Raw genomic sequence first — 23,856 nt, 5'->3', positions numbered from 1 at the left:
GGGCGCCGCCGATGATCCCCGGAGAGATCCTGTACGCGGACGGCCCCGTCGCCCTCAACGAGGGCAGCCCCGTCACGCGCCTGACCGTGCTCAACGCCGCCGACCGGCCCGTCCAGGTCGGCTCCCACTACCACTTCGCCGAGGTCAACCCCGGCCTGGACTTCGACCGGGCCGCCGCGCACGGCCGGCGGCTGCACATCGCCGCCGGGACCGCCGTCCGCTTCGAACCCGGCATCCCCGTCGAGGTCGAACTCGTCCCGCTGGCCGGCCGCCGGGTCGTCCCCGGCCTGCGCGGCGAGGTGGCCGGCCCGCTCGATCCGTCCCATCCCGCGACCGAGGGGGCCGACCGTGCCTGACCTGCACCGCGCCGTGTACGCCGACCTGTTCGGCCCCACCACCGGCGACCGGATCCGGCTCGCCGACACCGACCTCCTCGTCGAGATCGAAGAGGACCGCAGCGGCGGCCCCGGCCGGGCCGGGGACGAGGCCGTCTTCGGCGGCGGCAAGGTCATCCGCGAGTCCATGGGCCAGGCCCGCACCACCCGCGCCGAGGGCGCCCCTGACACCGTGATCACCGGCGCCGTGATCATCGACCACTGGGGTGTCGTCAAGGCCGACATCGGCATCCGGGACGGCCGGATCACCGCGCTGGGCAAGGCCGGCAACCCCGACACCATGGACGGCGTCCACCCCGACCTGGTGATCGGCCCCGAGACCGAGGTCATCGTCGGCAACGGCCGGATCGTCACCGCCGGAGCGGTCGACGCCCATGTCCACTTCATCTCGCCCACCGTCGTCGAGCAGGCCCTCGCCACCGGCGTCACCACCCTCGTCGGCGGCGGTACGGGCCCGGCCGAGGGCACCAAGGCGACCACGGTCACCCCCGGCCCCTGGCACACGGCCCGGATGTTCGAGGCCCTGGACACCTTCCCGGTCAACATCGGTCTGCTCGGCAAGGGCAACACCATGTCCCGCGAGGCCATGCACTCCCAGCTGCGCGGCGGAGCCCTGGGGTTCAAGATCCACGAGGACTGGGGAGCCACCCCCGCCGTGATCGACACCTGTCTCGGCGTGTGCGAGGAGACCGGCGCCCAACTCGCCATCCACACGGACACGTTGAACGAGGCGGGCTTCGTCGGCGACACCCTCGCGGCCATCGCGGGCCGCACCGTCCACGCGTACCACACCGAGGGCGCGGGCGGTGGGCACGCCCCCGACATCATCACGGTGGTCTCGGAGCCGTACATCCTGCCCAGCTCCACCAACCCGACCCGGCCGCACACCGTCAACACCATCGAGGAACACCTCGACATGCTGATGGTCTGCCACCACCTCAACCCGGCCGTCCCCGAGGACCTCGCCTTCGCCGAGTCCCGGATCCGGCCCTCCACCATCGCCGCCGAGGACGTCCTGCACGACCTGGGCGCCATCTCGATCATCTCCTCCGACTCCCAGGCCATGGGCCGGATCGGCGAGGTGGTCATGCGCACCTGGCAGACCGCGCACGTCATGAAGAAGCGGCGCGGCGCCCTGCCCGGCGACGGCCGGGCCGACAACCACCGCGCACGGCGCTACGTCGCCAAGTACACGATCAACCCGGCCGTCGCCCAGGGCATGGACCACCTCATCGGCTCGGTCGAGCCCGGCAAGCTCGCCGACCTGGTCCTCTGGGAGCCCGCCTTCTTCGGGGTGAAGCCGCTCGTCGTCCTCAAGGGCGGTCAGATCGCGTACGCGCAGATGGGCGACGCCAACGCCTCCATCCCCACCCCCCAGCCCGTGCTGCCCCGGCCCATGTTCGGCGCACTCGGCAAGGCCGCCGCGGCCGGCTCGGTCAACTTCGTCGCCCAGGCGGCGATCGAGGACGACATCGCCCAACGGCTCGGGGTGCACAAGGAGTTCGCCGCCATCGGCTCCACCCGGCGGGTGGCCAAGGCCGACATGCGGGAGAACGACGCGCTGCCCCGGGTCGAGGTCGACGCCGACACCTTCACGGTGACCATCGACGGCGATCCGGTCGAACCCGCGCCGGCCGCCGAACTGCCCATGGCCCAGCGTTACTTCCTCTTCTGATGACGAGTCGCGCCACGCTCCTCGTCCTCGCCGACGGACGCTTCCCCGCCGGCGGGCACGCCCACTCCGGCGGCGCCGAGGCAGCCGTCAAGGCCGGCCGCGTCAGGGACGCCGCCGGCCTGGAGTCCTTCTGCCGAGGCCGGCTGCACACCACCGGCCTCACCTCCGCGGCGCTGGCCGCCGGAGCCGCGCACGGCCTCGACCCGTACGAGCTCGACGCGGCCGCCGACGCCCGCACCCCCTCGCCGGCCCTGCGGGCCGCCGCCCGCAGGCTCGGCCGGCAGCTGATGCGGGCGGCCCGCGCCACCTGGCCGGGTCCCGAACTCGACGCGCTGGCCGCCGCGTTCCCGCGCGGCGCCCACCAGCCCGTCGTCCTGGGAACCGCCGCCCGGGCCGCCGGGCTCGGACCCGAGGACGCCGCGCACTGCGTCGCGTACGAGACCGTCAGCGGCCCGGCCACCGCCACGGTCCGGCTGCTGGGCCTCGACCCCTTCCAGGCCACCGCCGTCCTCGCCCGCCTCGCCCCCGCCATGGACGAGGTCGCGGCGGCGGCCGCGGCGGCCGCCCGCCGGGGCGTCGACGCCCTGCCCGCGGCGTCCGCGCCGCTCCTCGACCTCACCGCCGAGCAGCACGCGTCCTGGCCCGTCCGCCTCTTCGCCTCCTGACCACCCGGGTCCCCGGCACGCCCCCGTCCCGAGCACCCCCGCATCCCGAGAACCACTGGAGCCGCCCCATGCACCTCGACCACGGCCACGACCACCACGGCGCCGTCTCCGCCGACGCCCACCGCCCCGACGGCAGCCGCCGCGCCCTGCGGATCGGCCTCGGCGGGCCCGTCGGTTCCGGCAAGACCGCCACCGTCGCCGCCCTCTGCCGCGAACTGCGCGACACCCTCTCCCTCGCCGTCGTCACCAACGACATCTACACCCGCGAGGACGCCGAGTTCCTGCTCCGCAACGCCGTCCTGCCGCCCGAGCGCATCCAGGCCGTCGAGACCGGCGCCTGCCCGCACACCGCGATCCGCGACGACATCTCCGCCAACCTCGAAGCCGTCGAGGACCTGGAGGAGGCGGTGGGCCCGCTCGACCTCATCCTCGTCGAGTCCGGCGGCGACAACCTCACCGCCACCTTCTCCAAAGGGCTCGTCGACGCCCAGATCTTCGTGATCGACGTGGCCGGCGGCGACGACATCCCGCGCAAGGGCGGCCCCGGCGTCACCACCGCCGACCTCCTCGTCGTCAACAAGACCGACCTCGCCCCGTACGTGGGCTCCGACCTGGAACGGATGGCGCGCGACGCGAAGGAGCAGCGTGGCGACCTGCCCGTCGCCTTCACCTCGCTGCGCGGCGAGAACGGCGTCGCGCCCGTCGCCGACTGGGTCCGGGCACAGCTCGCGGCGTGGACCGCGTGAGCCTGCGCGCCACCGCCCGGATCGCCGCCGACGCCGGCGGCGGACTGCCCCTCCTGGTCAGCGACGGCCCCCTCGCCCTGCGCCGCACCCGGGCCGCCGGACCGTACACCCGGGTCACCGTCGTCGGGGCGATGAGCGCCCCGCTCGGCGGCGACCGGCTCGCGATCGAGGCCGAGGTACGGGACGGGGCCCGGCTCCTGGTCGACTCGGCCGCCGCCACCCTCGCGCTGCCCGGCCGGAGCGCCGAACCCGCCGCGTACGACGTGCGGATCTCCGTCGGCGAGGGGGCGGTGCTGCACTGGCTGCCGGAGCAGCTCGTCTGCGCCGCCGGCTCCCACCTGCGGATGCGGACCACCGTCGACCTCGCGCCCACGGCCCGGCTCGTGCTGCGCGAGGAGCAGGTGCTGGGCCGGCACGGCGAACCGCCCGGCACCCTCACCACCCGCCTCACCGTCCGCCGCGCCGGCCGTCCGCTGCTGGACCAGGAGCTGGCCTTCGGGCCCCTCGCGCCCGGCGGCTGGGACGGCGGCGCGGTGCTCGGCGGCCACCGGGCCACCGGTCAACTCCTGGTCGTCGACCCGGGGTTCGCCGAGAAGCCGGTGGAGGCCCGGTTGTACGGGGAGAACGCCGTGGTCAGCCCGCTCGCCGGGCCCGCCGCCCTCGCCACCGCCGTCGCCCCGGACGCGCTCGCGCTGCGCCGGGTCCTGGACGACGTGCGTGACGGACTCGTCCCGTTCTGACCTGCTCCGTACGCTCACCGCTCAGCGGTACACCTGTCACCGGTTATTGGTTCGGCAAAGAAACACGTGTACGCATTTCGTCCCGAGCCCCCGGGACGAAAGGATCCCCCGGACACACAGACCCTTCTGGGGGAGGACCATTGAGACGCACAGCAGTGCTCGGTTCGGCCGGCACTCTGATAGCGGGCACGCTCATGGCGACCGCGCTCGCGGCGCCGACCGCCGGCGCCGTCATCACCGGCCACGACCGTGACGACGAGGCCCGCGGGGCCGTCGCCGCCGCCGCGCAGGCCGCCAAGGCCGGCATCGACTGGCAGGACTGCCCCGCCGACTGGGGCCTCGAGAAGCCGATCCAGTGCGGGTGGGTCACCGTCCCGGTCGACTACGCCAAGCCCTACGGCAAGAAGATCAAGATCGCCGTGGACCGCGCCAAGTCCACCGGCACCCCCGCCGAGCGCCAGGGCGCGCTCCTCTACAACCCCGGCGGCCCCGGCGGCTCCGGCCTGCGCTTCCCGCGCCGGGTCACCACCAAGAGCGCGCTCTGGGTGAACACCGCCAAGGCGTACGACTTCGTGGGCTTCGACCCGCGCGGTGTCGGCCGCTCGGCGCCCATCTCCTGCGTCGACCCGACCGAGTTCGTCAAGGGTCCCAAGCTGGACCCGGTCCCGGACAGCGAGGCGGACAAGCTCGCCCAGCGCAAGCTGGCAGCCGAGTACGCCAAGGGCTGCGCCGAGAAGAGCGGCGACATGCTGCCGTACATGACGACGCGCAACACCGCCCGTGACCTCGACGTCATCCGGGCCGCGCTCGGCGAGAAGAAGCTCAACTTCATCGGCGTCTCCTACGGCACCTACCTGGGCGCCGTCTACGGCACGCTGTACCCGGACCACGTCCGCCGCATGATCGTGGACAGCGTGGTCAACCCGGCGAAGAGCAACATCTGGTACCAGGCCAACCTGGAACAGGACATCGCCTTCGAGGGCCGCCTCACGGACTGGATGAACTGGGTCGCCCAGAACGACGCGACCTACCACCTCGGCGACACCCTCGCGGAGGTCCGGCAGCAGTGGACGACCCTGCGCGCCGCCGCCAAGAAGGCGCCCCTGGGCGGCAAGGTCGGACCGGCCGAGCTCATCGGCTTCTTCCAGAGCGCCCCGTACTACGACTCCTCGTGGGCCCCCGTCGCGGAGGCGTGGAGCGCCTACGCCGCCGGTGACCCGCAGCCGCTCATCGACGGGGCCGCGGCCGACCTCACCGACACCGCGGGCAACATCGCGTCGGAGAACGGCAACGCCGTCTACACCGCCGTCGAGTGCGCCGACGCGCCCTGGCCGACCAGCTGGAACCGGTGGAACCGGGACAACTCCCGCCTCCACGAGCAGTACCCGTTCATGACCTGGGCGAACGCCTGGATGAACCTGCCGTGCGCCACCTGGTCCGGGCCGCGCCAGAAGCCGACCGAGGTCAAGACCGGCAAGGGTCTGCCCCCGGTGCTCATCGTCCAGTCCGAGCGGGACGCGGCCACGCCGTACGCCGGAGCGGTCGAGCTGCACAAGCGCTTCAAGGGTTCGCGTCTCATCACCGAGAAGAACGCGGGTTCGCACGGCGTCACCGGTCTGGTCAACGCCTGCATCAACCCGAGGGTCGAGGCGTACCTGCTCACCGGCAAGCTGGACAGCCGGGACGTGACGTGCGAGCCGCACGCCACGCCCAAGCCGTAACTCCGGCACCACGGCAGGGGGGCGGTCGCCACACGGCGGCCGCCCCTCCGCGCGTGTCTCAACGCGAGGCGAGCCAGGCGTCCTCGGCGGCGTAGTCGAAGAAGTCCACCCCGTACCTGGCGAGTCCGGGGAAGGCCTCCCGCCACTCCCGCCCCGCCAGGTGTCCGGCCAGCCACTCGACCGTCGCGGGCAGCGACTCCGCGTACGACACCACCGGCCGGTACCCCAGCGTGCGCTCCGCCGCCGTCATGTCGTAGACGATCGGGTGCGGCGCGGTCCACGGCGTGAGCCCCACCAGGTCCCCCGGCGGAGCCCCCTCGATCAGCACCGTCTCGCTCTCCACTCCCAGGACGGCGTCGATCGCCGCCCCGATCTCCGCCACCGTCGGCGCCTCGGGGTCGGCGCCGTTCAGCACCCGGCTGCCCGGCCGGGCGGCCGCGAGCCGGACGAGTTCCGCGAGGTTGTCCACGTGCGCCGGGTGGAACCGCGAGGCGCCCCCGTACGCCAGCGGGCGCACCGGCCGCCCGTCGAGCGCCCGCTTCACGAACCACAGTTCACGCGGCCCCGGGCAGTACGGCCCGTGGATCGCGCCGGCCCGCAGCACGGTCGTCGGCAGCGCCTCGCCCGCCGCGAGCAGCTCCCGCTCCAGGGCGATCTTCCGCGTCCCGTACGTGCCGTCCCCGGGCGCGACCGTCACCCAGTCCTCGGGGATCGGCACCGGATAGGCGGGGAAGCCGTCCGGCCGGTCCTGGGTGTCGAAGCTGCGCCCCCGGTCGTCCTCGTAGACCGCGCCGCTCGACACCACCACCGCCGAACCGATCCGGTCCGCCAGGCCCGTCAGCTGCCGGCCGTGCCCGGCGTCGTACGCGACGATGTCCACGAGCACGTCGACCCCGTCGCCCAGACCCGCCGCGAGCGCGCCCTCCTCGTTCCGGTCGAGCGCCACCGACCGGACCTCGGCGGGCCAGCGCCCGTCCCTGCCGCCGCCCCGCGAGGCGGCCGTCACCTCCCAGCCGTCCGCGAGGAGCGCCTTCACGGCCGCCCGCCCCACCTGTCCCGTCGCACCCAGCACAAACGCGTTTCCCTTGGTCATGCCGGGGACGCTACGGGCGTCCGGCGTGGCCGCCCAGAGGATTGCGCCGTGCGCGGATCCGCCCTCAGCGTTCCCCGCGCGGGAACTTCCGCGTGGGGGCGCCGGCATCCGCCTCCGCGGCCTTCACCACCGCCGCGTACTCGTCCACGTACTCCTGACCGGAGAGCCGCAGGATCTCGTACATGATCTCGTCCGTCACCGCGCGGACCACTGCCTTCTCACCCGCCGATCCCGCGTACCGCGAGAAGTCCAGCGGCTCCCCGAAGCGGATCGTGACCCGGCGGATCCTCGGCACGACCTTCCCCGGCGGCTGGATCTCGAAGGTCCCCACCATCGCGCACGGCACCACCGGCACCCCGGCCGTCAGCGCCATTACCGCCACCCCCACCTTTCCCTTGTAGAGCCGCCCGTCGTGCGAACGCGTCCCCTCCGGGTAGATGCCGAGCAGCTCGCCCCGGTCGAGCACCCCGAGCCCCTCGCGGATCGCCGCCTTCCCCGCCTCCTTGCCCGAGCGGTCGACCGGGATCTGACCGGCCGCCCGGAAGAACGCGGCCGTCAGCCGCCCCTTGATCCCCGGCCCCGTGAAGTACTCCTGCTTCGCCAGGAAGGTGATGCGCCTCTCGAGCACCACCGGCATGAGGAAGTGGTCCGAGAAGGAGAGGTGATTGCCCGCGACGATCGCCGCGCCCTCCTCAGGGATGTGTTCGAGCCCCTCGATCCGGGGCCGGAAGAGCAGCCTGAGGAGTGGTCCGAGCAGTACGTACTTCATCAGGTGGTAGAACACCCGCGACCCCCGTTCGTCGTCCGTCAAGCCCGTTGTATCCGCGCACGGGCCCGTGGTCCACTGGTGGGGGAGCGTCACCATGACGGGCGAGCGCGGAATCAGGCGACCCGGCCGTGTCCTCACCGCACTGCTGTGCGCGCTGACGGCGGCCGGGCTGTACGGCTGCTCCGGCTCGGGCCCGCCGGAACCGGCCCCCACGCCGACGACCGCGCCCGCCGCCACCTCCCCGTTCACGGGGCTGCCCGCACGAGCCGCCCCCGTCCTCGCCGTCAAGATCGACAACGTGGGCGCGGCCCGCCCCCAGACCGGCCTCGGCGCCGCCGACCTGGTCTACGTCGAGCAGGTCGAGGGCGGCCAGACCCGGCTGCTCGCCGTCTTCTCCTCCCGGCTGCCCGACCGGACAGGACCCGTCCGCAGCGCCCGCGAGTCCGACATCGAACTGCTCGCCCAGTTCGGCACCCCGGCGCTCGCCTACTCCGGCTCCCAGACCGCCCTGAAACCGCTGCTCCGAGCGGCGCCGCTGCACGCGCTGCCCCAGGAGGAAGCCCCGGCGGCCTTCGTCCGCAGCACCGCCCGCGCCGCACCCCACAACCTGTACCTGCTGCCCGGCCGCGCCCTCGCGGCGGCGCCCGGCACGAGCCCCGCCCACGACATCGGCTTCCGCTTCGGCCCGGCGCCCGGCGGCGGCACCCCGGTGCGGGAGCACACGGTGCGCTACCCCGCCGCCCGGTACGGCTTCACCTGGTCCGCGGCGGACCGGACCTGGCGGGTCGCCATGGACGGCCGGCCCGCCGGCACCACCGACGCCGGGCCGCTCAAGCCGTCCACCGTCGTGGTCCAGTACGTCGACATCCACCCCTCGCGCTTCCACGACGTCCTCGGCAGCGTCTCCCCGTACACCGAGACCGTCGGCACCGGCACCGCGCTCGTCCTGCGCGACGGGCGCGCCCACGAGGCCCGCTGGTCGCGGCCCTCGGCGACCTCGGGCACCGCCTTCACCACCCCGGACGGCGGGCCGCTGGCCTTCGAGCCGGGCCAGGTCTGGGTGCTCCTCGCACCCGAGGCGGGCCGCCCGTAGGGACCTCAGGGCCGTGCCGCGCCCGGGCCCGTGGGCGGTCGGCGGCGCGGACCGGACGGGTTCGCCCCGTCGGACGCGGCAAGGCCGATCGTCGCCACGCCGAGCACCACCGAGCCGAACCACAGCCAGCCGCTGCTGCCGAGCGCCACCGTGTACGCGGTGGTCAGCACCACCGCGGTGCAGGTGAGCACCGCCATCGTCTTCGTGCCACCGGACATCAGTCCGCCCTCCTCCCGACCGAGGTCGTGGAAGCCGTCCAGGCCATCGTGACCCCCGGAGAGGGGCGCGCGCTACTCCCCGGACGCCCCGGCGTGCGCCGGACATGCCGGCGGGCCCGGCGCCCCACCCCGTACGGGGGCGGGACACCGGGCCCGGAAGGGGGTCAGGTCAGCGACGGACGGAGATCACCGGCCGCGGGCCTGGAGCGAGGCGAGATACGCGTTGTACGCCTCCAGGTCCTTGTCGCCGTCCCGGTCGGCGGCCCGGTCCTTGCGGACCGCCTGCCGCTGCTCGGAGTGGTACCACTGGTACACCAGCGCGATCAGCACCAGCACGGACGGGATCTCGCTGAACGCCCAGGCGATGCCGCCCGCCGCGTTCTGGTCGGTGAGCGCGTCGATGCCCAGTGAGGCCGGCGGGTTCCGGTACGTGGTGACCATCGGCTCCGAGGCCATCATCAGCGCGATGCCGAAGAAGGCGTGGAACGGCATGCCCGCGAACAGCTCCAGCATCCGCATCACGTAGCCGGGCCGGTGCGGACCCGGGTCGACGCCCATGATCGGCCAGAAGAACACCAGGCCCACCATCAGGAAGTGGACCATCATGCCGATGTGCCCCGGCTTCGAGCCCATCAGGAAGTCGAAGAGCGGGGTGAAGTACAGCGCGTACAGGCTCGCGATGAACATCGGGATGGTGAACCCGGGGTGGGTGATCACCTTCATGTACCGGCTGTGCAGCAGCTTCAGGAGCAGCTCGCGCGGCCCCGTCGAGCCCCGGCCCGCCACCGGCAGCGCCCGCAGCGCCAGGGTGACCGGCGCGCCGAGCAGCAGCAGGATCGGCGACAGCATGGAGATCACCATGTGCTGCACCATGTGCACGCTGAACATGACCATGCCGTAGTCGTTGAGCTTGGTGCACATCACCAGCGCGATGGTCAGCACGCCGACCGTGAAGAACACCGTCCGGCTCACCGGCCAGGCGTCCCCCCGCCGCCGCAGCCGCGCCACGCCCCAGCCGTACAGACCGAGCCCCGCGAGGCAGCCGATCAGGAAGAAGAGGTCGGGGGAGAACTCCAGGCCCCGTCCCAGCGTGAACGGCGGCAGATCCATCGTCATGCCGTGCCCGCTGTGATCCATCGTGTGCACTCCTGGAGCCCGATTCGCGCTTGTTGTCCGCACCAGACTAGAACCGCCCCCGGCCGCGACTGCGACCGGGGGCGGTGTCACGCGAAGGCGTCCGCGCCGATGTGCGTCAGATCACGCACTCGGCCTCGGCGTAGCGGTCGGCGGGGACCGTCTTGAGGCTCTCCACGGCCCGGGCCAGCGGAACCATCGTGATCTCCGTGCCGCGCAGCGCCGTCAGCATGCCGAACTCGCCGCGGTGCGCCGCCTCCACCGCGTGCCAGCCGAAGCGGGTCGCGAGGACGCGGTCGTACGCGGTGGGGGTGCCGCCGCGCTGGACGTGGCCGAGGATGACCGGCCGCGCCTCCTTGCCGAGGCGCCGCTCCAGCTCGACCGAGAGCTGGTTCGCGATCCCGGTGAACCGCTCGTGGCCGTAGATGTCGGTGCCGGCGGTCTTGAAGTCCATCGAGCCCTCGCGCGGCTTCGCGCCCTCGGCCACCACGACGATCGCGAACCGCTTGCCCGCCTCGAAGCGCTCGCCGACCCGGGTGGTCAGCTCGTCGATGTCGAAGGGGCGCTCGGGGACGACCACGGCGTGCGCGCCGGCGGCCATCCCGGAGTGCAGCGCTATCCAGCCGGTGTGACGGCCCATGACCTCGACGACGAGGACGCGCTGGTGGGACTCGGCGGTGGTCTTCAGCCGGTCGAGGGCCTCGGTGGCGACGGTCACGGCCGTGTCGAAGCCGAAGGTGACGTCGGTGGAGGCGATGTCGTTGTCGATGGTCTTGGGGACGCCGACGATGGGCAGACCCGCCTCGGAGAGCAGGTTCGCCGCCTTGAGGGTGCCCTCGCCGCCGATCGGGATGATCGCGTCGAGGCCCAGGTCGGCCACGTGGCCGCGGGCGCGCTCGACACCGCCGACCAGGTGCGCGGGCTGGACCCGCGAGGAGCCGAGGATGGTGCCGCCCCGGGCCAGGATGCCGCCCACCGCTTCGAGATCGAGCTTGCGGTAGTCGCACTCCAGGAGGCCCTTCCAGCCGTCGTGGAAGCCGATGACCTCGTCGCCGTGGTCGACGACGGCGCGGTGCACGACGGAACGGATGACAGCGTTCAGACCGGGGCAGTCTCCGCCGGAGGTGAGCACGCCAATGCGCATAGCCCAAAAACCTTTGCAACGTGGGCCGACTCCCGGACCACGTCGTCCGGCTGGATCCCCGCCACCCTATCGCCGCAGGGTGGCGGGGCCGAACCGGATGTCCGCACAGTGGACAACGTACGTTCGTACGAGGGACCAACAACGGCGCCGGTGTTGCCGCCGGGCCGGTCCCGCTCGGTCCTTAGGCGGGCTGCGTCGCCGCGGCGATGCGCTCGGCGCGCAGCGCCTCGTACCAGCGGTCGTCGGTCGGCGGCAGCGCGTTCACGTCGAGGGCCAGCTTCAGGAGCAGGTCCGCGATCTGCGGGTTGCGGGCCATGACGGGGCCGTGCATGTACGTACCGAAGACGGTGTCGTTGTACGCGCCCTCGGTGCCGTCGCCGGTCCCGTTGCCGTTGCCGAAGACCGTCCGGGCGAACGGCCGGGCCGTCGGACCGAGATGGGTGATGCCCTGGTGGTTCTCGAAGCCGGTCAGCTGGGGCAGGCCGAGCCGCGGGTCGATGTCCCCGAGGACGTCGCCGACGCACCGGGCGCCCTCGCCGCGGGTCGTGACCACGTCGAGCAGGCCGAGACCGGGCTGGCGCTCACCGACGTCGTTGACGAACTCGTGGCCCAGGATCTGGTAGCCGGCGCAGACCGAGAAGATGATCGCGCCGTTGGAGGCGGCGCGGCTCAGGCCGCCGTCCCGGAGGAGCCGCTCGGCCGCGAGCCGCTGCGGACGGTCCTCGCCGCCGCCGATCAGATAGATGTCGCCCGAGGTCGGGATCGGCTGGTCGCTGCGGACGTCGACGCGCTCGACGCTGAGGCCGCGCTGTTCGGCACGGCGCTGGACGACGAGGACGTTGCCCTGGTCGCCGTAGGTGCTGAGCAGGTCCGGGTAGACCCAGACCAGGCGCAGGCTGCTGTCACTCATGCTGCAAGTCCTCTACGGGTCAGTTGCCGACGCGGCGGCGGACGTCCTGGAAGGCGGTGTAGTTGGCGATCAGCTCGATCTGCCCGGGCGGTGCCATCGTGACGGCCTCGTCCAGCGTCTCGCAGACGCGGAAGTCCACACCCGCGACCTCCAGGCGGACCGCGAGGTCCAGCTTCCGGTCGCCGATCACCATGATCGGGTGCCCGGCGAGCCGGCCGTAGTCCACGTCCCACAGCCAGGAGGTGTCCGTGCCGTCGGCGCCGCGGGCGTTGACGGAGAGGATCACCGGGGCGGGCGGCCCGTCGATGAGGGAAAACGTTTCGAGCCAGCCGGCCGGGTTCTTCGCGAGCAGCAGACGCAGCTCGCGGCCCTGGAAGGAGACCACGTCGTAGCGGCCGGCGACGGCCTGCACCTGGTACATGCGCTCCAGGGCCACCTGCGGCGGCACCCCGAAGACGGCGGCGACGGCGGCCGAGGTCGCGGCGTTCGCCTTGTTGGCGCGGCCGGGCAGCTGGAGCCGGATCGGCCAGGCCGAACCGTGCGGGTCGAGCACGTGGTCGCCGCTGAGCGCCCAGCTCGGCGCGGGACGGCGGAAGCCGCACTCGCCGCAGAACCAGTCGTCGCCGGGACGCTGCATCACACCGCCACAGGCGGGGCAGGACCAGGCGTCGTCCTTCCACTCCTGGCCGGCGGCCACCCACACCACGTTCGGCGAGGAGGAGGCGGCCCACACGATGAGCGGGTCGTCGGCGTTCGCGACGACGACGGCCTTCGTGCCGTTGAGGCCCTCGCGCCACTTCTCGGCGAGCATGCGGGTCTCCGCGGCGCGGTCGAGCTGGTCGCGGGAGAGGTTGAGCAGCGCGATCACCTTGGGCGTGGTGTCGCGGGCGACGCCGGCGAGGTACTTCTCGTCGACCTCGATGACGCCGTACTTGGAGTCCGAGCCGCCCGCGAGGGCGGAGGTGATCCCGGCCGGCATGTTCGCCCCGAGGGCGTTCGACACGACGGGGCCCGCGGCGCGCAGGGCCTCCGCGATCAGCCGGGTCGTGGTCGTCTTGCCGTTGGTCGCCGACACCAGGACGACGTCCAGATGCTGTGCGAGCCGGCCCAGCAGGTCGGGGTCGAGCCTCAGCGCCACCTTGCCGCCGATCACCGATCCGCTGCCGCGCCCCGCCGCACGCGACACCGCGGCCGCGGCCCTGCCCGCCGTCACGGCCAGCTTGGCGCGCGGCGACAGCGGCTCTGGATTACCGGGGTGTCCTGACATCGTTCTTGTTCCTCCTTGCGTCGGTCCGGGCTCAGCCTATCGAGATCCGGCCAGCAGCCCGAACAGCGGCACCGTGCAGAGGCCGAGTGAAACAGCCAGGTCACGGCGGACCGTACGCTTACGGCCATGCGAAACCGCCCCATCCCCGGCAGTTCCGGCCTGGTCCGAGCGATGACCCTGCTCGGCGACCCGGTGCTGCACGCGCCCTGCGCGCCCGTCACCGACTTCGGCCCCGAACTGGCCCGGCTCGTCGAGGACATGTTCGCCACGATGTACGCGGCGAACGGCGTCGGCCTGGCGGCCAACCAGGTGGGGGTGGGGCTGCGCGTCTTCGTCTACGACTGCCCCGACGACGAGGAGACCCGCCACCTGGGCCATGTGGTGAATCCGCGGCTGGTGGCGGCGGACGGCGACGTGGTCCGCGGCCCGGAGGGCTGCCTCTCGCTCCCGGGCCTGGAGGCCCCGACGCCCCGTTACGACCGTGCGGTGGTCGAGGGCGTACGGCTGGACGGCACGCCGGTACGGGTGGAGGGCACCGGGTTCTTCGCCCGCTGCCTCCAGCACGAGACCGACCACCTGGAGGGCGGGGTCTACGCGGACCATGTCACCGGGTGGCGCCGGTCACGCCTGCTCCGCGCGATCCGCAAGGAGCCCTGGGGGACCAGCGCGGGGGTGCTGGACACCCCCTAGGCCCTGTCGTTCGGATCAGGTCCTAGAAGCCGGGGCCGTCGGCGCGGTCGTCGGCCGCGGCGAGGCGGCCCCAGAGGAGGTCGGCCAGGCTGCGGACGAGTTCGTCGCGGGAGCAGGGGCGCTCGCCGAGCCACCAGTCGCCGGCCGCGTGCATCATGCCGACGATGCCGTGTCCCCAGATCCGGGCCTGCGCCTCGGCGCCGGGGCCCAGGTCGACGCGTTCGGCGATGACCTGGCCGAGCTCCTCGCCCATGCGGCGGAGCAGCGGGGCCGAGTGGCGGCCGACGTCGAAGCCCTGCTCGGTCTGGTGCGGCTCCTCCGCGGGGTGCATGAGGAAGCGGTAGACCTGGGGCATCGCCTCGATCGAGGCGAGATAGGTGTCGAGGGTGGACTCGACGCGGCGGCGGCGGTCGGCGGGCGCGTCGAGCGCGGCCCGCAGGGCGGCGAGGAGGCCGTCCGTGTGCCGGGTGGCGAGGGCGCGGTACAGGCCGCCCTTGTCGCCGAAGTGGCGGTAGAGGATCGGCTTGGTGATGCCGGCTTCCGCCGCGATCGCGTTCATGGAGGCCTTGGGGCCGTCCCGGAGCACCACCCGGTCCGCCGCCTCCAGCAGTTCGCGTCGCCGCTGCTCGGCGGGCGTCTGCTGGTCGGTGGTCCGGTGTGCGATGTCCATAAGCGTGTCTCCCCGCCCAATGCGATTCCGTGAGGCTGTCGCAACGTAACACCCGGGCGGTGTCCGGTGCGGGCCGGGCCGAACCGCTTCACCGCAGGTTGACAGCCTATACCCGCCGGTAACAGACTGGTGTTACCGCAAGTAACGTACTGCTGGGAGGGAAAATGGGCGAGTTCACGCTCGAACTCAACGATGACCAGAAGCAGGTCCGCGACTGGCTCCACGGCTTCGCCGCCGATGTGATGCGCCCCGCGGCCGCCGAATGGGACGAGCGTGAGGAGACTCCCTGGCCGATCATCCAGGAAGCGGCCAAGATCGGCATCTACTCGCTCGATTTCTACGCCCAGCAGTTCTTCGACCCGACCGGCCTCGGCATCCCCATGGCGATGGAGGAGCTCTTCTGGGGCGACGCGGGCATCGCCCTCTCCATCGTCGGCACCGGCCTCGCCGCCGTGGGCGTCCTCGCCAACGGCACCGAGGAGCAGATCGGCACCTGGGTCCCGCAGATGTACGGCGACGCGAACGACATCAAGGTCGCCGCCTTCTGCTCCTCCGAGCCCGACGCCGGCTCGGACGTCGCCTCGATGCGCACCCGCGCCGTCTACGACGAGGCCAAGGACGAATGGGTGCTCAACGGCACCAAGACCTGGGCGACCAACGGCGGCATCGCCAACGTCCACGTCGTCGTCGCCGTCGTCGACCCCGAACTCGGCTCCAAGGGCCACGCCTCCTTCATCGTCCCGCCGAACACCCCCGGACTCTCCCAGGGCCAGAAGTTCCAGAAGCACGGCATCCGCGCCTCCCACACCGCCGAGGTCGTCCTGGAGGACGTCCGCGTCCCCGGCCACTGCCTCCTCGGCGGCAAGGACAAGCTGGACGAGCGTCTCGCCCGGGCCCGCGAGAAGTCCAAGGCCGGCGGCGAGCAGGTGAAGAACGCCGCCATGGCGACCTTCGAGGCCTCCCGCCCCGCGGTCGGCGCCATGGCCGTCGGCACCGCCCGCGCCGCGTACGAGGTCGCCCTCGACTACGCCAAGACCCGCGTCCAGTTCGGCCGCCCGATCATCGAGAACCAGGGCGTCGCCTTCCAGCTCGCCGACATGGCCACCCAGATCGACGCGGCCCGCCTCCTCGTCTGGCGCGCCTCCTGGATGGCGACCGCGGGCAAGCCCTTCACCTCGGCCGAGGGCTCGATGTCCAAGCTGTACGCGAGCGAGGTCGCCAAGAAGGTCACGGCCCAGGCCATCCAGATCCTCGGCGGCAACGGCTACACCCGCGAGTACCCGGTGGAGCGGATGCACCGCGACGCGGCCATTTATACGATCTTCGAGGGCACCAGCGAGATCCAGCGCATGGTCATCAGCCGGGCCCTGGCCAAGTAGCCCCGGCGGCCGGCCGTGCCGCCCGGGCGAGGGGCGGCACGACCCGGTCAGACCAGGCAGAACTCGTTGCCCTCGGGGTCCTGCAGGACCACCGCGTAGTAGTCCATGCCGTTCGGCTCGTCCATCGCGTACAGGATCGTCGCGCCGAGCGCCGTCAGCCGGGCCACCTCGCCGTCCACCCGCTCACGGCGGACCGCCAGCGGCACGTCGCGGCCGCCGCCGACCTTGAGGTCAAGGTGGACCCGGTTCTTCACCGTCTTCGGTTCCGGGACGCGCTGGAACCAGACCCGCGGGCCGACGCCCTTCGGGTCCACGATGGACTCCGGCAGCTCCCCGGCGTCCTCGCCCAGCTCCTCCTCGGGGACACCGATGGCCTCCCAGTACGCCCGCCAGCTGGCGTGCCCGGCCGGCGGCGGATCGGGGACGTACCGCAGGGCCTCCAGCCAGAACGGCACCAACCGCTGGGGATCGGCGCAGTCGATGGTCAGTTGCAGGGTCATCTCGGGTCGCTCCATGCGGGCGAGCCTCTCAGACACCACTGACAACCGGCCGCCGAGCGCCAACGGGCCAGATCCGGTCGGCTGTTCGAGCACGCCTACCGGTCCGTCACGGCCTGCGCGACAATCGCTCCCGCAGGCGACGATCGAGGGGGAACCGTCCATGGCCATCACCACCGGCACCGAAGCACCCGAACTCGCCGGGCATCCACTGCTCGGCTCCATGTCCGACCTCAAGAACGACTCGCTGGGCACCTTCCTGCGGGCCCGGCGCGAGCACGGCGACGTCGTCCGCATCGTCGCGGGACCGCCCGGCATCCGCGCCACCGTCTACGGCGTCTTCTCCGCCGAGGGCGCGCAGCAGGTCCTCGCCGGGGAGTCCGCCAACTTCCGCAAGGACAACGCCTTCTACCAGGAGATCCGCGAGTCCTTCGGCAACGGCCTGCTCACCAGCCAGGACGAGGACTACCTCCGCCAGCGCCGGCTCGTCCAGCCCCTCTTCACCCGCCGCCGGGTCGACGGCTACGCCGCCGCCATCGCCGCCGAGGTCACCACCCTCACCGAGGAGTGGCGGGACGCCGGCGCCGAGCCCGTCGACGTCCTCGACGAGATGGCCCGCCTCGCCCTGCGCGCCGTGGCCCGCATCCTCTTCGGCACGGACGTCGACGCGGCCGTCGAGATCGTCGGAAGCGCCTTCCCCGAGCTCGGCGCGTACGTGCTCCGCCGCGGCTACAGCCCGCTCAACGTCCCCCGCAGCTGGCCCACCCCCGCCAACCGGCGCGCGGCCGCCGTCCACCGGGCGCTGTACGAGGTCTGCGACCGCATCATCGCCGGGCGTCGGAGCTCCGACGGGGCGTCCCCCGGCGACGGCCAGGACCTGCTCACCCTCCTCGTCGAGGCCGAGAGCGCCGAGGACGGCAGCTTCGACGCGACCGAGCTGCGCGAACAGGTCCTCGTCTTCCTGCTCGCCGGACACGAGACCACCGCCACCTCGCTCGGCTTCGCCCTGCACCTCCTCGCCCTCCACCCGGCGGAGCAGAAGCGGGCCCACGAGGAGGTCGACCGGGTGCTCGGCGGCCGTACCCCCGGCGCCGGCGACCTCGACGCCCTGCCCTACGTCACCCAGGTGCTCAAGGAGGCCATGCGGCTCTTCCCCGCCGCCGCGGTCATCGGGCGCCGGGCCGTCGTCGAGACCCGGATCGGCGGTGTCACCGTCCCGGCCGGGTCGGACGTGATCGTCGCCCCCTGGGTCACCCACCGCCACCCGGACTACTGGGAGGACGCCGAGCGCTTCGACCCCGACCGCTTCACTCCCGAGGCGGAGGCCGCCCGCCCCCGCTACGCCTGGTTCCCCTTCGGCGGCGGCCCGCGCGCCTGCATCGGCCAGCACTTCTCGATGCTGGAGTCGGTGATCGCGCTGGCGATGATCCTCCAGCGGTACGAGTTCGAGGCCGTCGACACCGAGGTGCCGGTGGCCCCCGCGATCACCCTCCAGGCGATGGGCCCGGCGCGCTGCCGCCTCAAGCCCCGGCAGGCGTAGCCGGGTAGGGGCCCGCTCCGGCCGGAGGAGGCGTGGGCGGGCGGCTCAGTCCGCCCGCTTCCCGCCGAGGTGGAGCGCGCGGAGGGCCGCCTCCAGGGCGAAGCGGTGGTCGGGGTCGAGCAGCCGGTCGCCGAAGTGGTTGTCCAGGTTCCGCAGGCGGTAGCGGACCGTCTGGGCGTGCACGCCCAGCATCTCGCCGACCTGCTCGGCGGGGGCGCGGGTGGAGATGTGGACCCGCAGGGTCTCGATCAGCCGGTCCCGCCGGGTGCCGGACAGCTCGTCGAGCGGGGCGAGTTCACGCCGGGCGAGCTGGGCCACCAGGGCCGGGTCGGACAGCAGCCACAACGTTGTCAGATGGTCCTCGCAGCGCACGACCGGAGCGTCCGGTACGACGCCGTCGTCGATGAGCTGGAGGACCCGCCGGGCCCAGCGGATGGAGTGGGCGGCCTGCGCGGGCGGCACGGTCAGACCGACGACGGCGGGGGTGCCGGCCAGGGCGGCGCCCAGCATCGTGAGGCGGTCGGCGCTGAGCGGGCCGGGGATGAGCAGATACGGCTGGGGAAGACTGAGGTCGGCCAGGACGTCCCGGTCGAGCCCCGCCTGGACGAGCTCGGCCACCGGCGGGCGGAGGGCGACCAGGGTGCACTCGGCGGGGAGCTCCCACGAGGCCTGCTGGCAGAGCTCGGCGATGGTCGCCCGGGGCAGTGGGGGGCCCGCGACGACCAGGTGGAGTAACTGTCTTCGCAGCGCGGCCACATCGGACACCGCGCGGGCCTGGACCATGACGTACCCCTCGCGGGAGAGCGCCTCCAGCTCGTCGACGTAGGCGAAGAGGGCGTCGGCGAAGGCCAGGATCACGGTGGGGGAGAGGTTGTACCGGCGGCCGATGATCTTGGCCCGGCGCAGCGCGATGCGGGCGCCGAGGCGGTAGGCGCCCTGCAGGGTGTCGAGGTCACGGCCCTCGTAGGCCTCCACCCGGCCGAACTTGCGCAGCAGTTCGTCCCGGAGGGCCGAGTTCGTCCCCGGATCGGCGACCCGTTCCACGAAGGCGGCCAGCGCCTGTTCCACGCCCTGGCGGATCGCGTCCGAGTGGGGCCCGTTGAAGAGGTGGGCGTACACGGGATAGGTCCGCTGGACCTCCGCGCCGATCTCCTTGATCAGGCCGGGGATCTCCGGTCTCATCAGCGCGGCGAACTCCCTCGGGAGCGGGTCGAGCGGCTCACCGACGTCCGGTGACTGTGCGATTGCGGGCATGGACCGATCCCTTGCTCTCCTACGCGACCGGTGGGGGAGCGACGGTGCGGGCCCGCCTGGAGGGCGGGCACCGCCGTGGCCGTCAGGTGCGTACCTACGTGGACTGCTGAAGCTAGGTCAACTGCTGTGTGGTGTACACATGTTGCGCAAGAGTTGGGGTGCCGGAGGGGCTCGGGCACGCGGAGTCGGCCGGGAATCAACCCTGGTTGGCTGTTACTTGACGGCGGAGTGCCAGTTCCGGGACAGCGTCCGGCCGGCATCGGGGGCGGCGAGGCCGGGGGCGAAGAGGCCGGTCAGATGGGTCTGGGTGTTGTTGAGGGTGAGGCTGTTCTTTCCGGCGGCGGAGGGCAGCCCCGTCTTGAGGTTGACCGCGGCGTCGATGATGCCGAACCACCCGAGGCCGCAGCCGCTGGCGCCGGGGACGGCGAAGGTCTTGTCGACCTGGGTGGAGCCGAGGATGTTGAGGCGGCTCATGTCGCCCTCCTCGTTCGGGGAGCCGTCGCCGTTGAAGCGCTCGACGCCGAAGTCCGGCGAGGTGAGGTTGCTCGGGCGCAGGATGATCGGGTTGGCCTTCGTCCCGATGTAGCAGTTGCTGCCGAGGAACGGGTTCTCCAGGTGGATGCGGACCGGGATGGACACGATCGGCTTGTCGGTGAGGACGCCCGCGATCTGGTCGAAGTCCGAGGGGGTGCCGACCGACTCGACCGTGGCGGTGATCTTGTTGAGCTTGGCGTCGGTCAGCTGCCGGCAGATGTCGGTGATGAACGGGATGTCGCTCGGACACATCAGACCGAGCAGCCCGCCGGGGACGGTGGCGGAGTCGGCGATGAGCGCGCCGCCGGCCGGGGCGGCGACCGTGCTGGTGCCGTCGGGGTTCTGGACGACGCCGATCTGGAGGTTGGTGTTCCCGGTGTTCACGACCGTGTTGCCCAGCTTGATGGAGCCGCTGGCGGAGTAGGAGACGACGCACTGGGGCGCGGTCTCCAGGCCGTCCGCGGCGAGCATCGGCGCGGCGTCGACGGGGCAGCGGGTGGACGGCGCCCAGCTGCCGTTGAGCTGCGGGTTGCTCGCCGTGGCCGTCCCGACGGAGGCGAAGGCGCCGAGCGCGGTCAGGGCGGAGAGGGTGGCGAGACGCGTGCGCGAGGAGACGAGGGGCATGGCGGGGTGCCTTCCGTTGAGGGGCGGGGGATGCGGTGGGTCCGGGGGACGAGGGGATGCGGGGGGAAGCGCGGGGTTCGGCGGGTGGGCCGGCTCAGCGCTCGGGCTTGGGGACCACGTACGGCTGGCGGTCCTTGGTGCACTGGCCCTCGGTGGGCACCTCGACGCCCACCGCGCAGGTCTGGCCCTGGATCTGCTTGATGTGGTTGCCGGGGCCGGAGATGGAGGCGGTGAGGAGCCGGTCGAGGTTCTCGCCGCCGGCGCCGCAGCCCTTGAAGGCGGGGACGGTCACCTCGCCGGTGAGCGGGCCGCCGCTGGTGAGGACGTAGCCGGTGGCGTCGGTGCCGTTGAGGAGCTGGCCCTTGCCGAGCAGCACCAGGTGGTCGCCGGGGTACTTGGCGGGATTCGGCTCGGGGGAGGCGAGCGGTGTGACCGTGCGGCAGTTCGGGCCGACGTCCAGTCGCGTGCCGTTGACCTTGACGTCGAGGACGCGCAGGACGAGCGGCACCCGGATGTAGGTCTCCGCGATGTTGTCGGGGAAGACGAGGAGGACGTCCGACTCGACGGTCATGGGTCCGGCCTGCTCCAGGACCAGGGTCGCCGTGGTCGGGGCGAAGCCGAAGGTCAGGAACGTGGAGGTGAAGGGCGGGGACTGCTTGCGCCCCTGGTACAGGAGCGAGCCCATCGACTTCTGGAGCAGGTGGATGGTTCCGTCCGGCCGGAAGTCGATCACCGGCTCGCCCTGCTCGATCTGCACGCAGGACACCGGGATGAGCGAGGCCCCGTTCAGCTTCCGCACGTTGGAGTAGCCGGTGATGTACGCGGAGAGCGAGGTGGAGGTCGGCTTCTCGGTCACGCAGGGCGGCGCCTTCCGCCGGCCCGCCGGCCCGCCGGTCGCGTTCTCGGCGACCGCCCGCGGGCCCTTCGCCGCCTCGTGCGGGGACTCCGGGTCCTTGGGCGCCCCGCTCGTCCCGCCTCCGGTCGGCCGCCCGGTCGGGGACGACGGCAGCGGAGAGCCGGATGAGCCGGATGAGGCAGAGGGGACGGAGGGGGCGGAGGGGAGGCCGGAGGACGGGGAGGCCGACGGGCCGGCGGGATAGCTCGGGCTCCCGGTGGGGGTGCCGGCGCCGACGGGGACCGTGGCGAGCACCGTGCGGCCCTCCGCCTCCTTCGCCGGGACGCAGGTGACGGAGAGGGACGCCGGGGTGGTGGCCGCGCCGTCGGCCGTGCTGAGGGCGAGGCCGAGGGCGAGCTTCCCGGCGGTGAGGGTCAGGTCACCGGCGCTGTCCGTGGTGAGGGTGGGGACGTCGCCGGTCGTGGTGAGCGCGAGCGGGCCCTCGGCGGGCACCCCGACGGGCTGCGCCGTGCCGGCCCAGGTGACCTCGGTGGTACGGCCGTTCTGGCCCGCGGCGACCGAGAGCAGCGTCTCCGCCCCGACGGTGGCGGCCTTGAGCGCGGTGAGATCGGCGACGGCCGCGGCCGGGAGCTCCACGGTCGTGCCGGCCCCGGTGGGCCGGACCGCCTCGCCGACGGCCACCCGGTCGGGGAGGGTCGCCCGGATCCGTACCTTCGCGGGTTGTTCGCCCGAGGGCAGCGCGCAGAGATAGGGCAGTTCGGCGTCGACCGTGTGCGGGTCAAGGGCCACGGCCGCGGCGGGGAGGAGGGGGGCGAGCGCCACGAGTGCGGCGATGGCCGCGCCGCGGGCGGGGGCGCGGGAGGGTCGCTGGGCGGCTCGCAGGCCTCTCATCTGGTGCTCCGCTCGGGGTCGTGCGCGTGCGAACGCGAAGGGGGACGGCGGTCGGGGAAGGGGGGCGGGGGCCGGGGACAGCCCGGTCCGCCCGGCCGGGGTCACCGGCCGGGCGGACGCGGTCGCGCGCCTTACGGGTTGGAGCCGACGATCGTCGGGATGGTGTTGGTGCCGGTCACCTTGACGAGGTAGGCACCGGTGAACAGCGGCTTGGCGCCGACCGGGACGGCCGAGCCGCAGTTCGTCGAGGAGACGACGGTGAGCTCACCGGAGGTGCTGTTGACGGCGAGCTTGCCCGTCGAGTTGGTGTACGTGCCGGAGGCCTTGCCCGTGACGCGGAAGACGCAGGCGCCGACCGTCACCTTGGCGTCGACGTTGCCGACGTAGCCCTTGGTGACACCGGTCGCGGCGGTGTAGTCCTGCGCCACCACGGTCCACGGGGTGGTCGCGACGGTGGTCACGTTGCCCAGCACGCTGGTGCAGGGGGCGCCGGTGGCGCCGAAGGCGATGGAGGTGATGGAGGCGACGGTCGCCGGGTTGCCGGTGGCGCTCGCCATCGTGCCGGCGGCGTTCGACTTCGTACACGTCATGGCGATGCCGTTGACGCTGAGGACGACGTTGCCGGTGTTGGTCGCGGTGAAGCTGGCCGGCGTCGGGTTGACGGTCCAGACCGTCGAGGGAACCGCCGAGGCCGGACCCGCGGCCAGGGCGAACGCGGCGGTGGCCGCCCCGGCGACGACGGCGAGGTTTCTCATCTGCTTCTTCATGGGTCGGGGACTCTCCTTGGGGATTGACCAGCAGAGGGTGGCCGCGGTGGGGGAGCGGCCCGCGGCCCGGTAATTCTCGGCCGCGAAACCTGACGTTACTTGCGGGAAACTTAGCTGAACAATGGCACAGCCCATGATTCTTTGAAGAGGCTGAATTGCCTGTCAAGCCGGTGAGCGGTGGCTTGAATCCCCTTGGTTCCGGGGTGCGCAATGTCGACAATTATGATCGATCAACCGAGGTCACCGGGCGATTTGTCACGTGCTGCTCGCCGGTGCGCCGCCGGGGCGGCCATTTACTCTCGGCGATGACAAACCAAGACCCGGAACTATGTCCTGGCTGATAAATGACCGGACGGTCGCCGCCGCCCGGAGAAAACTGGGAATCCGGTATTGCCCGGGGAGGTTACTGGGCCGTAGCGTTCCCGGGGCGGTGCTCAGTCGCAGGTCGGACCACCACTATGTGCCGACGGAGACAAACGCCCCGCCCGGCTTTGTCTCCACGGTGACAAATTCCGGAGCGGATCAAGGATTCTGCGCCACGCCCCTTGTCCGAGTGATCCGCACCGACTTAACGTGCGCCCGCG

At 72.6% G+C, this 23,856-nt stretch carries 23 protein-coding genes; 10 read left to right on the top strand and 13 right to left on the bottom strand.

Features of this window, described 5'->3' with window-relative positions; translation table 11 throughout:
• Nucleotides 1-11 precede the first annotated feature (11 nt).
• The 6 genes from DEJ43_RS04060 to DEJ43_RS04035 all read left to right on the top strand — a co-directional run bounded on the left by DEJ43_RS04060 (nucleotide 12) and on the right by DEJ43_RS04035 (nucleotide 5,942).
• Nucleotides 12-356, top strand: a complete 345-nt coding sequence (locus DEJ43_RS04060; protein ID WP_015032040.1) for an urease subunit beta — start codon at nucleotides 12-14, stop codon at nucleotides 354-356.
• On the top strand, nucleotides 349-2,070 hold the full coding sequence (locus tag DEJ43_RS04055; protein WP_015032039.1) for an urease subunit alpha: 1,722 nt from the start codon (nucleotides 349-351) through the stop codon (nucleotides 2,068-2,070). The genes DEJ43_RS04060 and DEJ43_RS04055 overlap by 8 nt, the downstream gene beginning before the upstream one ends.
• Entirely contained in the window at nucleotides 2,070-2,735 is a 666-nt protein-coding gene (locus tag DEJ43_RS04050; protein ID WP_015032038.1) for an urease accessory protein UreF, read from the top strand. The genes DEJ43_RS04055 and DEJ43_RS04050 overlap by 1 nt, the downstream gene beginning before the upstream one ends.
• Before the next feature lie 68 nt (nucleotides 2,736-2,803).
• A complete protein-coding gene (gene ureG / locus DEJ43_RS04045) occupies nucleotides 2,804-3,481 on the top strand; it encodes an urease accessory protein UreG (RefSeq protein ID WP_015032037.1) in 678 nt (225 codons plus the stop codon).
• The gene (locus tag DEJ43_RS04040; protein WP_015032036.1) at nucleotides 3,478-4,221 is read left to right on the top strand and encodes an urease accessory protein UreD; all 744 of its coding nucleotides are present in this window, start codon (nucleotides 3,478-3,480) and stop codon (nucleotides 4,219-4,221) included. The genes ureG and DEJ43_RS04040 overlap by 4 nt, the downstream gene beginning before the upstream one ends.
• A gap of 194 nt (nucleotides 4,222-4,415) precedes the next feature.
• A complete protein-coding gene (locus DEJ43_RS04035) occupies nucleotides 4,416-5,942 on the top strand; it encodes an alpha/beta hydrolase (protein WP_051026014.1) in 1,527 nt (508 codons plus the stop codon).
• A 58-nt stretch (nucleotides 5,943-6,000) separates the two neighbouring features.
• Here DEJ43_RS04035 and DEJ43_RS04030 read toward each other — a convergent pair whose 3' ends face one another.
• The gene (locus tag DEJ43_RS04030; protein ID WP_181399501.1) at nucleotides 6,001-7,035 is read right to left on the bottom strand and encodes an NAD-dependent epimerase/dehydratase family protein; all 1,035 of its coding nucleotides are present in this window, start codon (nucleotides 7,033-7,035) and stop codon (nucleotides 6,001-6,003) included.
• A 64-nt stretch (nucleotides 7,036-7,099) separates the two neighbouring features.
• Nucleotides 7,100-7,819: a lysophospholipid acyltransferase family protein gene (locus DEJ43_RS04025; RefSeq protein ID WP_041662072.1), complete on the bottom strand. Its 720-nt coding sequence runs from the start codon at nucleotides 7,817-7,819 to the stop codon at nucleotides 7,100-7,102.
• 79 nt (nucleotides 7,820-7,898) lie between these two features.
• On the opposite strand from DEJ43_RS04025, the gene DEJ43_RS04020 reads away from it, so the two are divergent.
• A complete protein-coding gene (locus tag DEJ43_RS04020; RefSeq protein ID WP_015032032.1) occupies nucleotides 7,899-8,897 on the top strand; it encodes a DUF3048 domain-containing protein in 999 nt (332 codons plus the stop codon).
• A gap of 5 nt (nucleotides 8,898-8,902) precedes the next feature.
• Here DEJ43_RS04020 and DEJ43_RS04015 read toward each other — a convergent pair whose 3' ends face one another.
• From DEJ43_RS04015 to DEJ43_RS03995, 5 genes are all read right to left on the bottom strand, one after another.
• On the bottom strand, nucleotides 8,903-9,115 hold the full coding sequence (locus tag DEJ43_RS04015) for a hypothetical protein (protein WP_015032031.1): 213 nt from the start codon (nucleotides 9,113-9,115) through the stop codon (nucleotides 8,903-8,905).
• Between the two features lie 186 nt (nucleotides 9,116-9,301).
• The gene (locus tag DEJ43_RS04010; protein ID WP_015032030.1) at nucleotides 9,302-10,252 is read right to left on the bottom strand and encodes a cytochrome c oxidase assembly protein; all 951 of its coding nucleotides are present in this window, start codon (nucleotides 10,250-10,252) and stop codon (nucleotides 9,302-9,304) included.
• Between the two features lie 115 nt (nucleotides 10,253-10,367).
• The gene (locus tag DEJ43_RS04005; protein ID WP_015032029.1) at nucleotides 10,368-11,393 is read right to left on the bottom strand and encodes a 6-phosphofructokinase; all 1,026 of its coding nucleotides are present in this window, start codon (nucleotides 11,391-11,393) and stop codon (nucleotides 10,368-10,370) included.
• 181 nt (nucleotides 11,394-11,574) lie between these two features.
• On the bottom strand, nucleotides 11,575-12,303 hold the full coding sequence (locus tag DEJ43_RS04000) for a type 1 glutamine amidotransferase (RefSeq protein ID WP_015032028.1): 729 nt from the start codon (nucleotides 12,301-12,303) through the stop codon (nucleotides 11,575-11,577).
• 19 nt (nucleotides 12,304-12,322) lie between these two features.
• Complete coding sequence (locus DEJ43_RS03995; RefSeq protein ID WP_015032027.1) at nucleotides 12,323-13,570, bottom strand: Mur ligase family protein; 1,248 nt, start codon at nucleotides 13,568-13,570, stop codon at nucleotides 12,323-12,325.
• Between the two features lie 126 nt (nucleotides 13,571-13,696).
• On the opposite strand from DEJ43_RS03995, the gene def reads away from it, so the two are divergent.
• Complete coding sequence (gene def, locus DEJ43_RS03990) at nucleotides 13,697-14,260, top strand: peptide deformylase (RefSeq protein ID WP_015032026.1); 564 nt, start codon at nucleotides 13,697-13,699, stop codon at nucleotides 14,258-14,260.
• Nucleotides 14,261-14,282: 22 nt separating this feature from the next.
• Here the strand turns inward: def and DEJ43_RS03985 are convergent, their stop codons facing one another.
• Nucleotides 14,283-14,930, bottom strand: coding sequence for a TetR/AcrR family transcriptional regulator (locus DEJ43_RS03985; RefSeq protein WP_015032025.1), 648 nt, complete (start codon nucleotides 14,928-14,930; stop codon nucleotides 14,283-14,285).
• Between the two features lie 164 nt (nucleotides 14,931-15,094).
• Between DEJ43_RS03985 and DEJ43_RS03980 the strand changes: the two genes are divergently transcribed.
• Nucleotides 15,095-16,309, top strand: coding sequence for an acyl-CoA dehydrogenase family protein (locus DEJ43_RS03980; RefSeq protein WP_015032024.1), 1,215 nt, complete (start codon nucleotides 15,095-15,097; stop codon nucleotides 16,307-16,309).
• A 47-nt stretch (nucleotides 16,310-16,356) separates the two neighbouring features.
• Here DEJ43_RS03980 and DEJ43_RS03975 read toward each other — a convergent pair whose 3' ends face one another.
• Complete coding sequence (locus DEJ43_RS03975) at nucleotides 16,357-16,824, bottom strand: VOC family protein (protein WP_015032023.1); 468 nt, start codon at nucleotides 16,822-16,824, stop codon at nucleotides 16,357-16,359.
• A 145-nt stretch (nucleotides 16,825-16,969) separates the two neighbouring features.
• Here DEJ43_RS03975 and DEJ43_RS03970 point away from each other — a divergent pair, with 145 nt between their 5' ends.
• A complete protein-coding gene (locus DEJ43_RS03970) occupies nucleotides 16,970-18,346 on the top strand; it encodes a cytochrome P450 (RefSeq protein ID WP_015032022.1) in 1,377 nt (458 codons plus the stop codon).
• A 45-nt stretch (nucleotides 18,347-18,391) separates the two neighbouring features.
• Here the strand turns inward: DEJ43_RS03970 and DEJ43_RS03965 are convergent, their stop codons facing one another.
• From DEJ43_RS03965 to DEJ43_RS03950, 4 genes are all read right to left on the bottom strand, one after another.
• Nucleotides 18,392-19,600 (bottom strand): PucR-like N-terminal domain-containing protein, encoded by a 1,209-nt coding sequence (locus tag DEJ43_RS03965; protein WP_015032021.1) that lies wholly within the window; start codon nucleotides 19,598-19,600, stop codon nucleotides 18,392-18,394.
• 213 nt (nucleotides 19,601-19,813) lie between these two features.
• Entirely contained in the window at nucleotides 19,814-20,758 is a 945-nt protein-coding gene (locus tag DEJ43_RS03960; RefSeq protein WP_015032020.1) for a hypothetical protein, read from the bottom strand.
• Between the two features lie 94 nt (nucleotides 20,759-20,852).
• The gene (locus tag DEJ43_RS03955; protein ID WP_015032019.1) at nucleotides 20,853-22,505 is read right to left on the bottom strand and encodes a DUF6801 domain-containing protein; all 1,653 of its coding nucleotides are present in this window, start codon (nucleotides 22,503-22,505) and stop codon (nucleotides 20,853-20,855) included.
• A gap of 131 nt (nucleotides 22,506-22,636) precedes the next feature.
• The gene (locus DEJ43_RS03950) at nucleotides 22,637-23,272 is read right to left on the bottom strand and encodes a hypothetical protein (protein WP_015032018.1); all 636 of its coding nucleotides are present in this window, start codon (nucleotides 23,270-23,272) and stop codon (nucleotides 22,637-22,639) included.
• Nucleotides 23,273-23,856: the final 584 nt, after the last annotated feature.

Source organism: Streptomyces venezuelae ATCC 10712, assembly GCF_008639165.1.
GTDB classification, from domain to species: Bacteria; Actinomycetota; Actinomycetes; order Streptomycetales; family Streptomycetaceae; genus Streptomyces; species Streptomyces venezuelae.
This window is presented reverse-complemented; position numbering and strand designations above follow the sequence as displayed.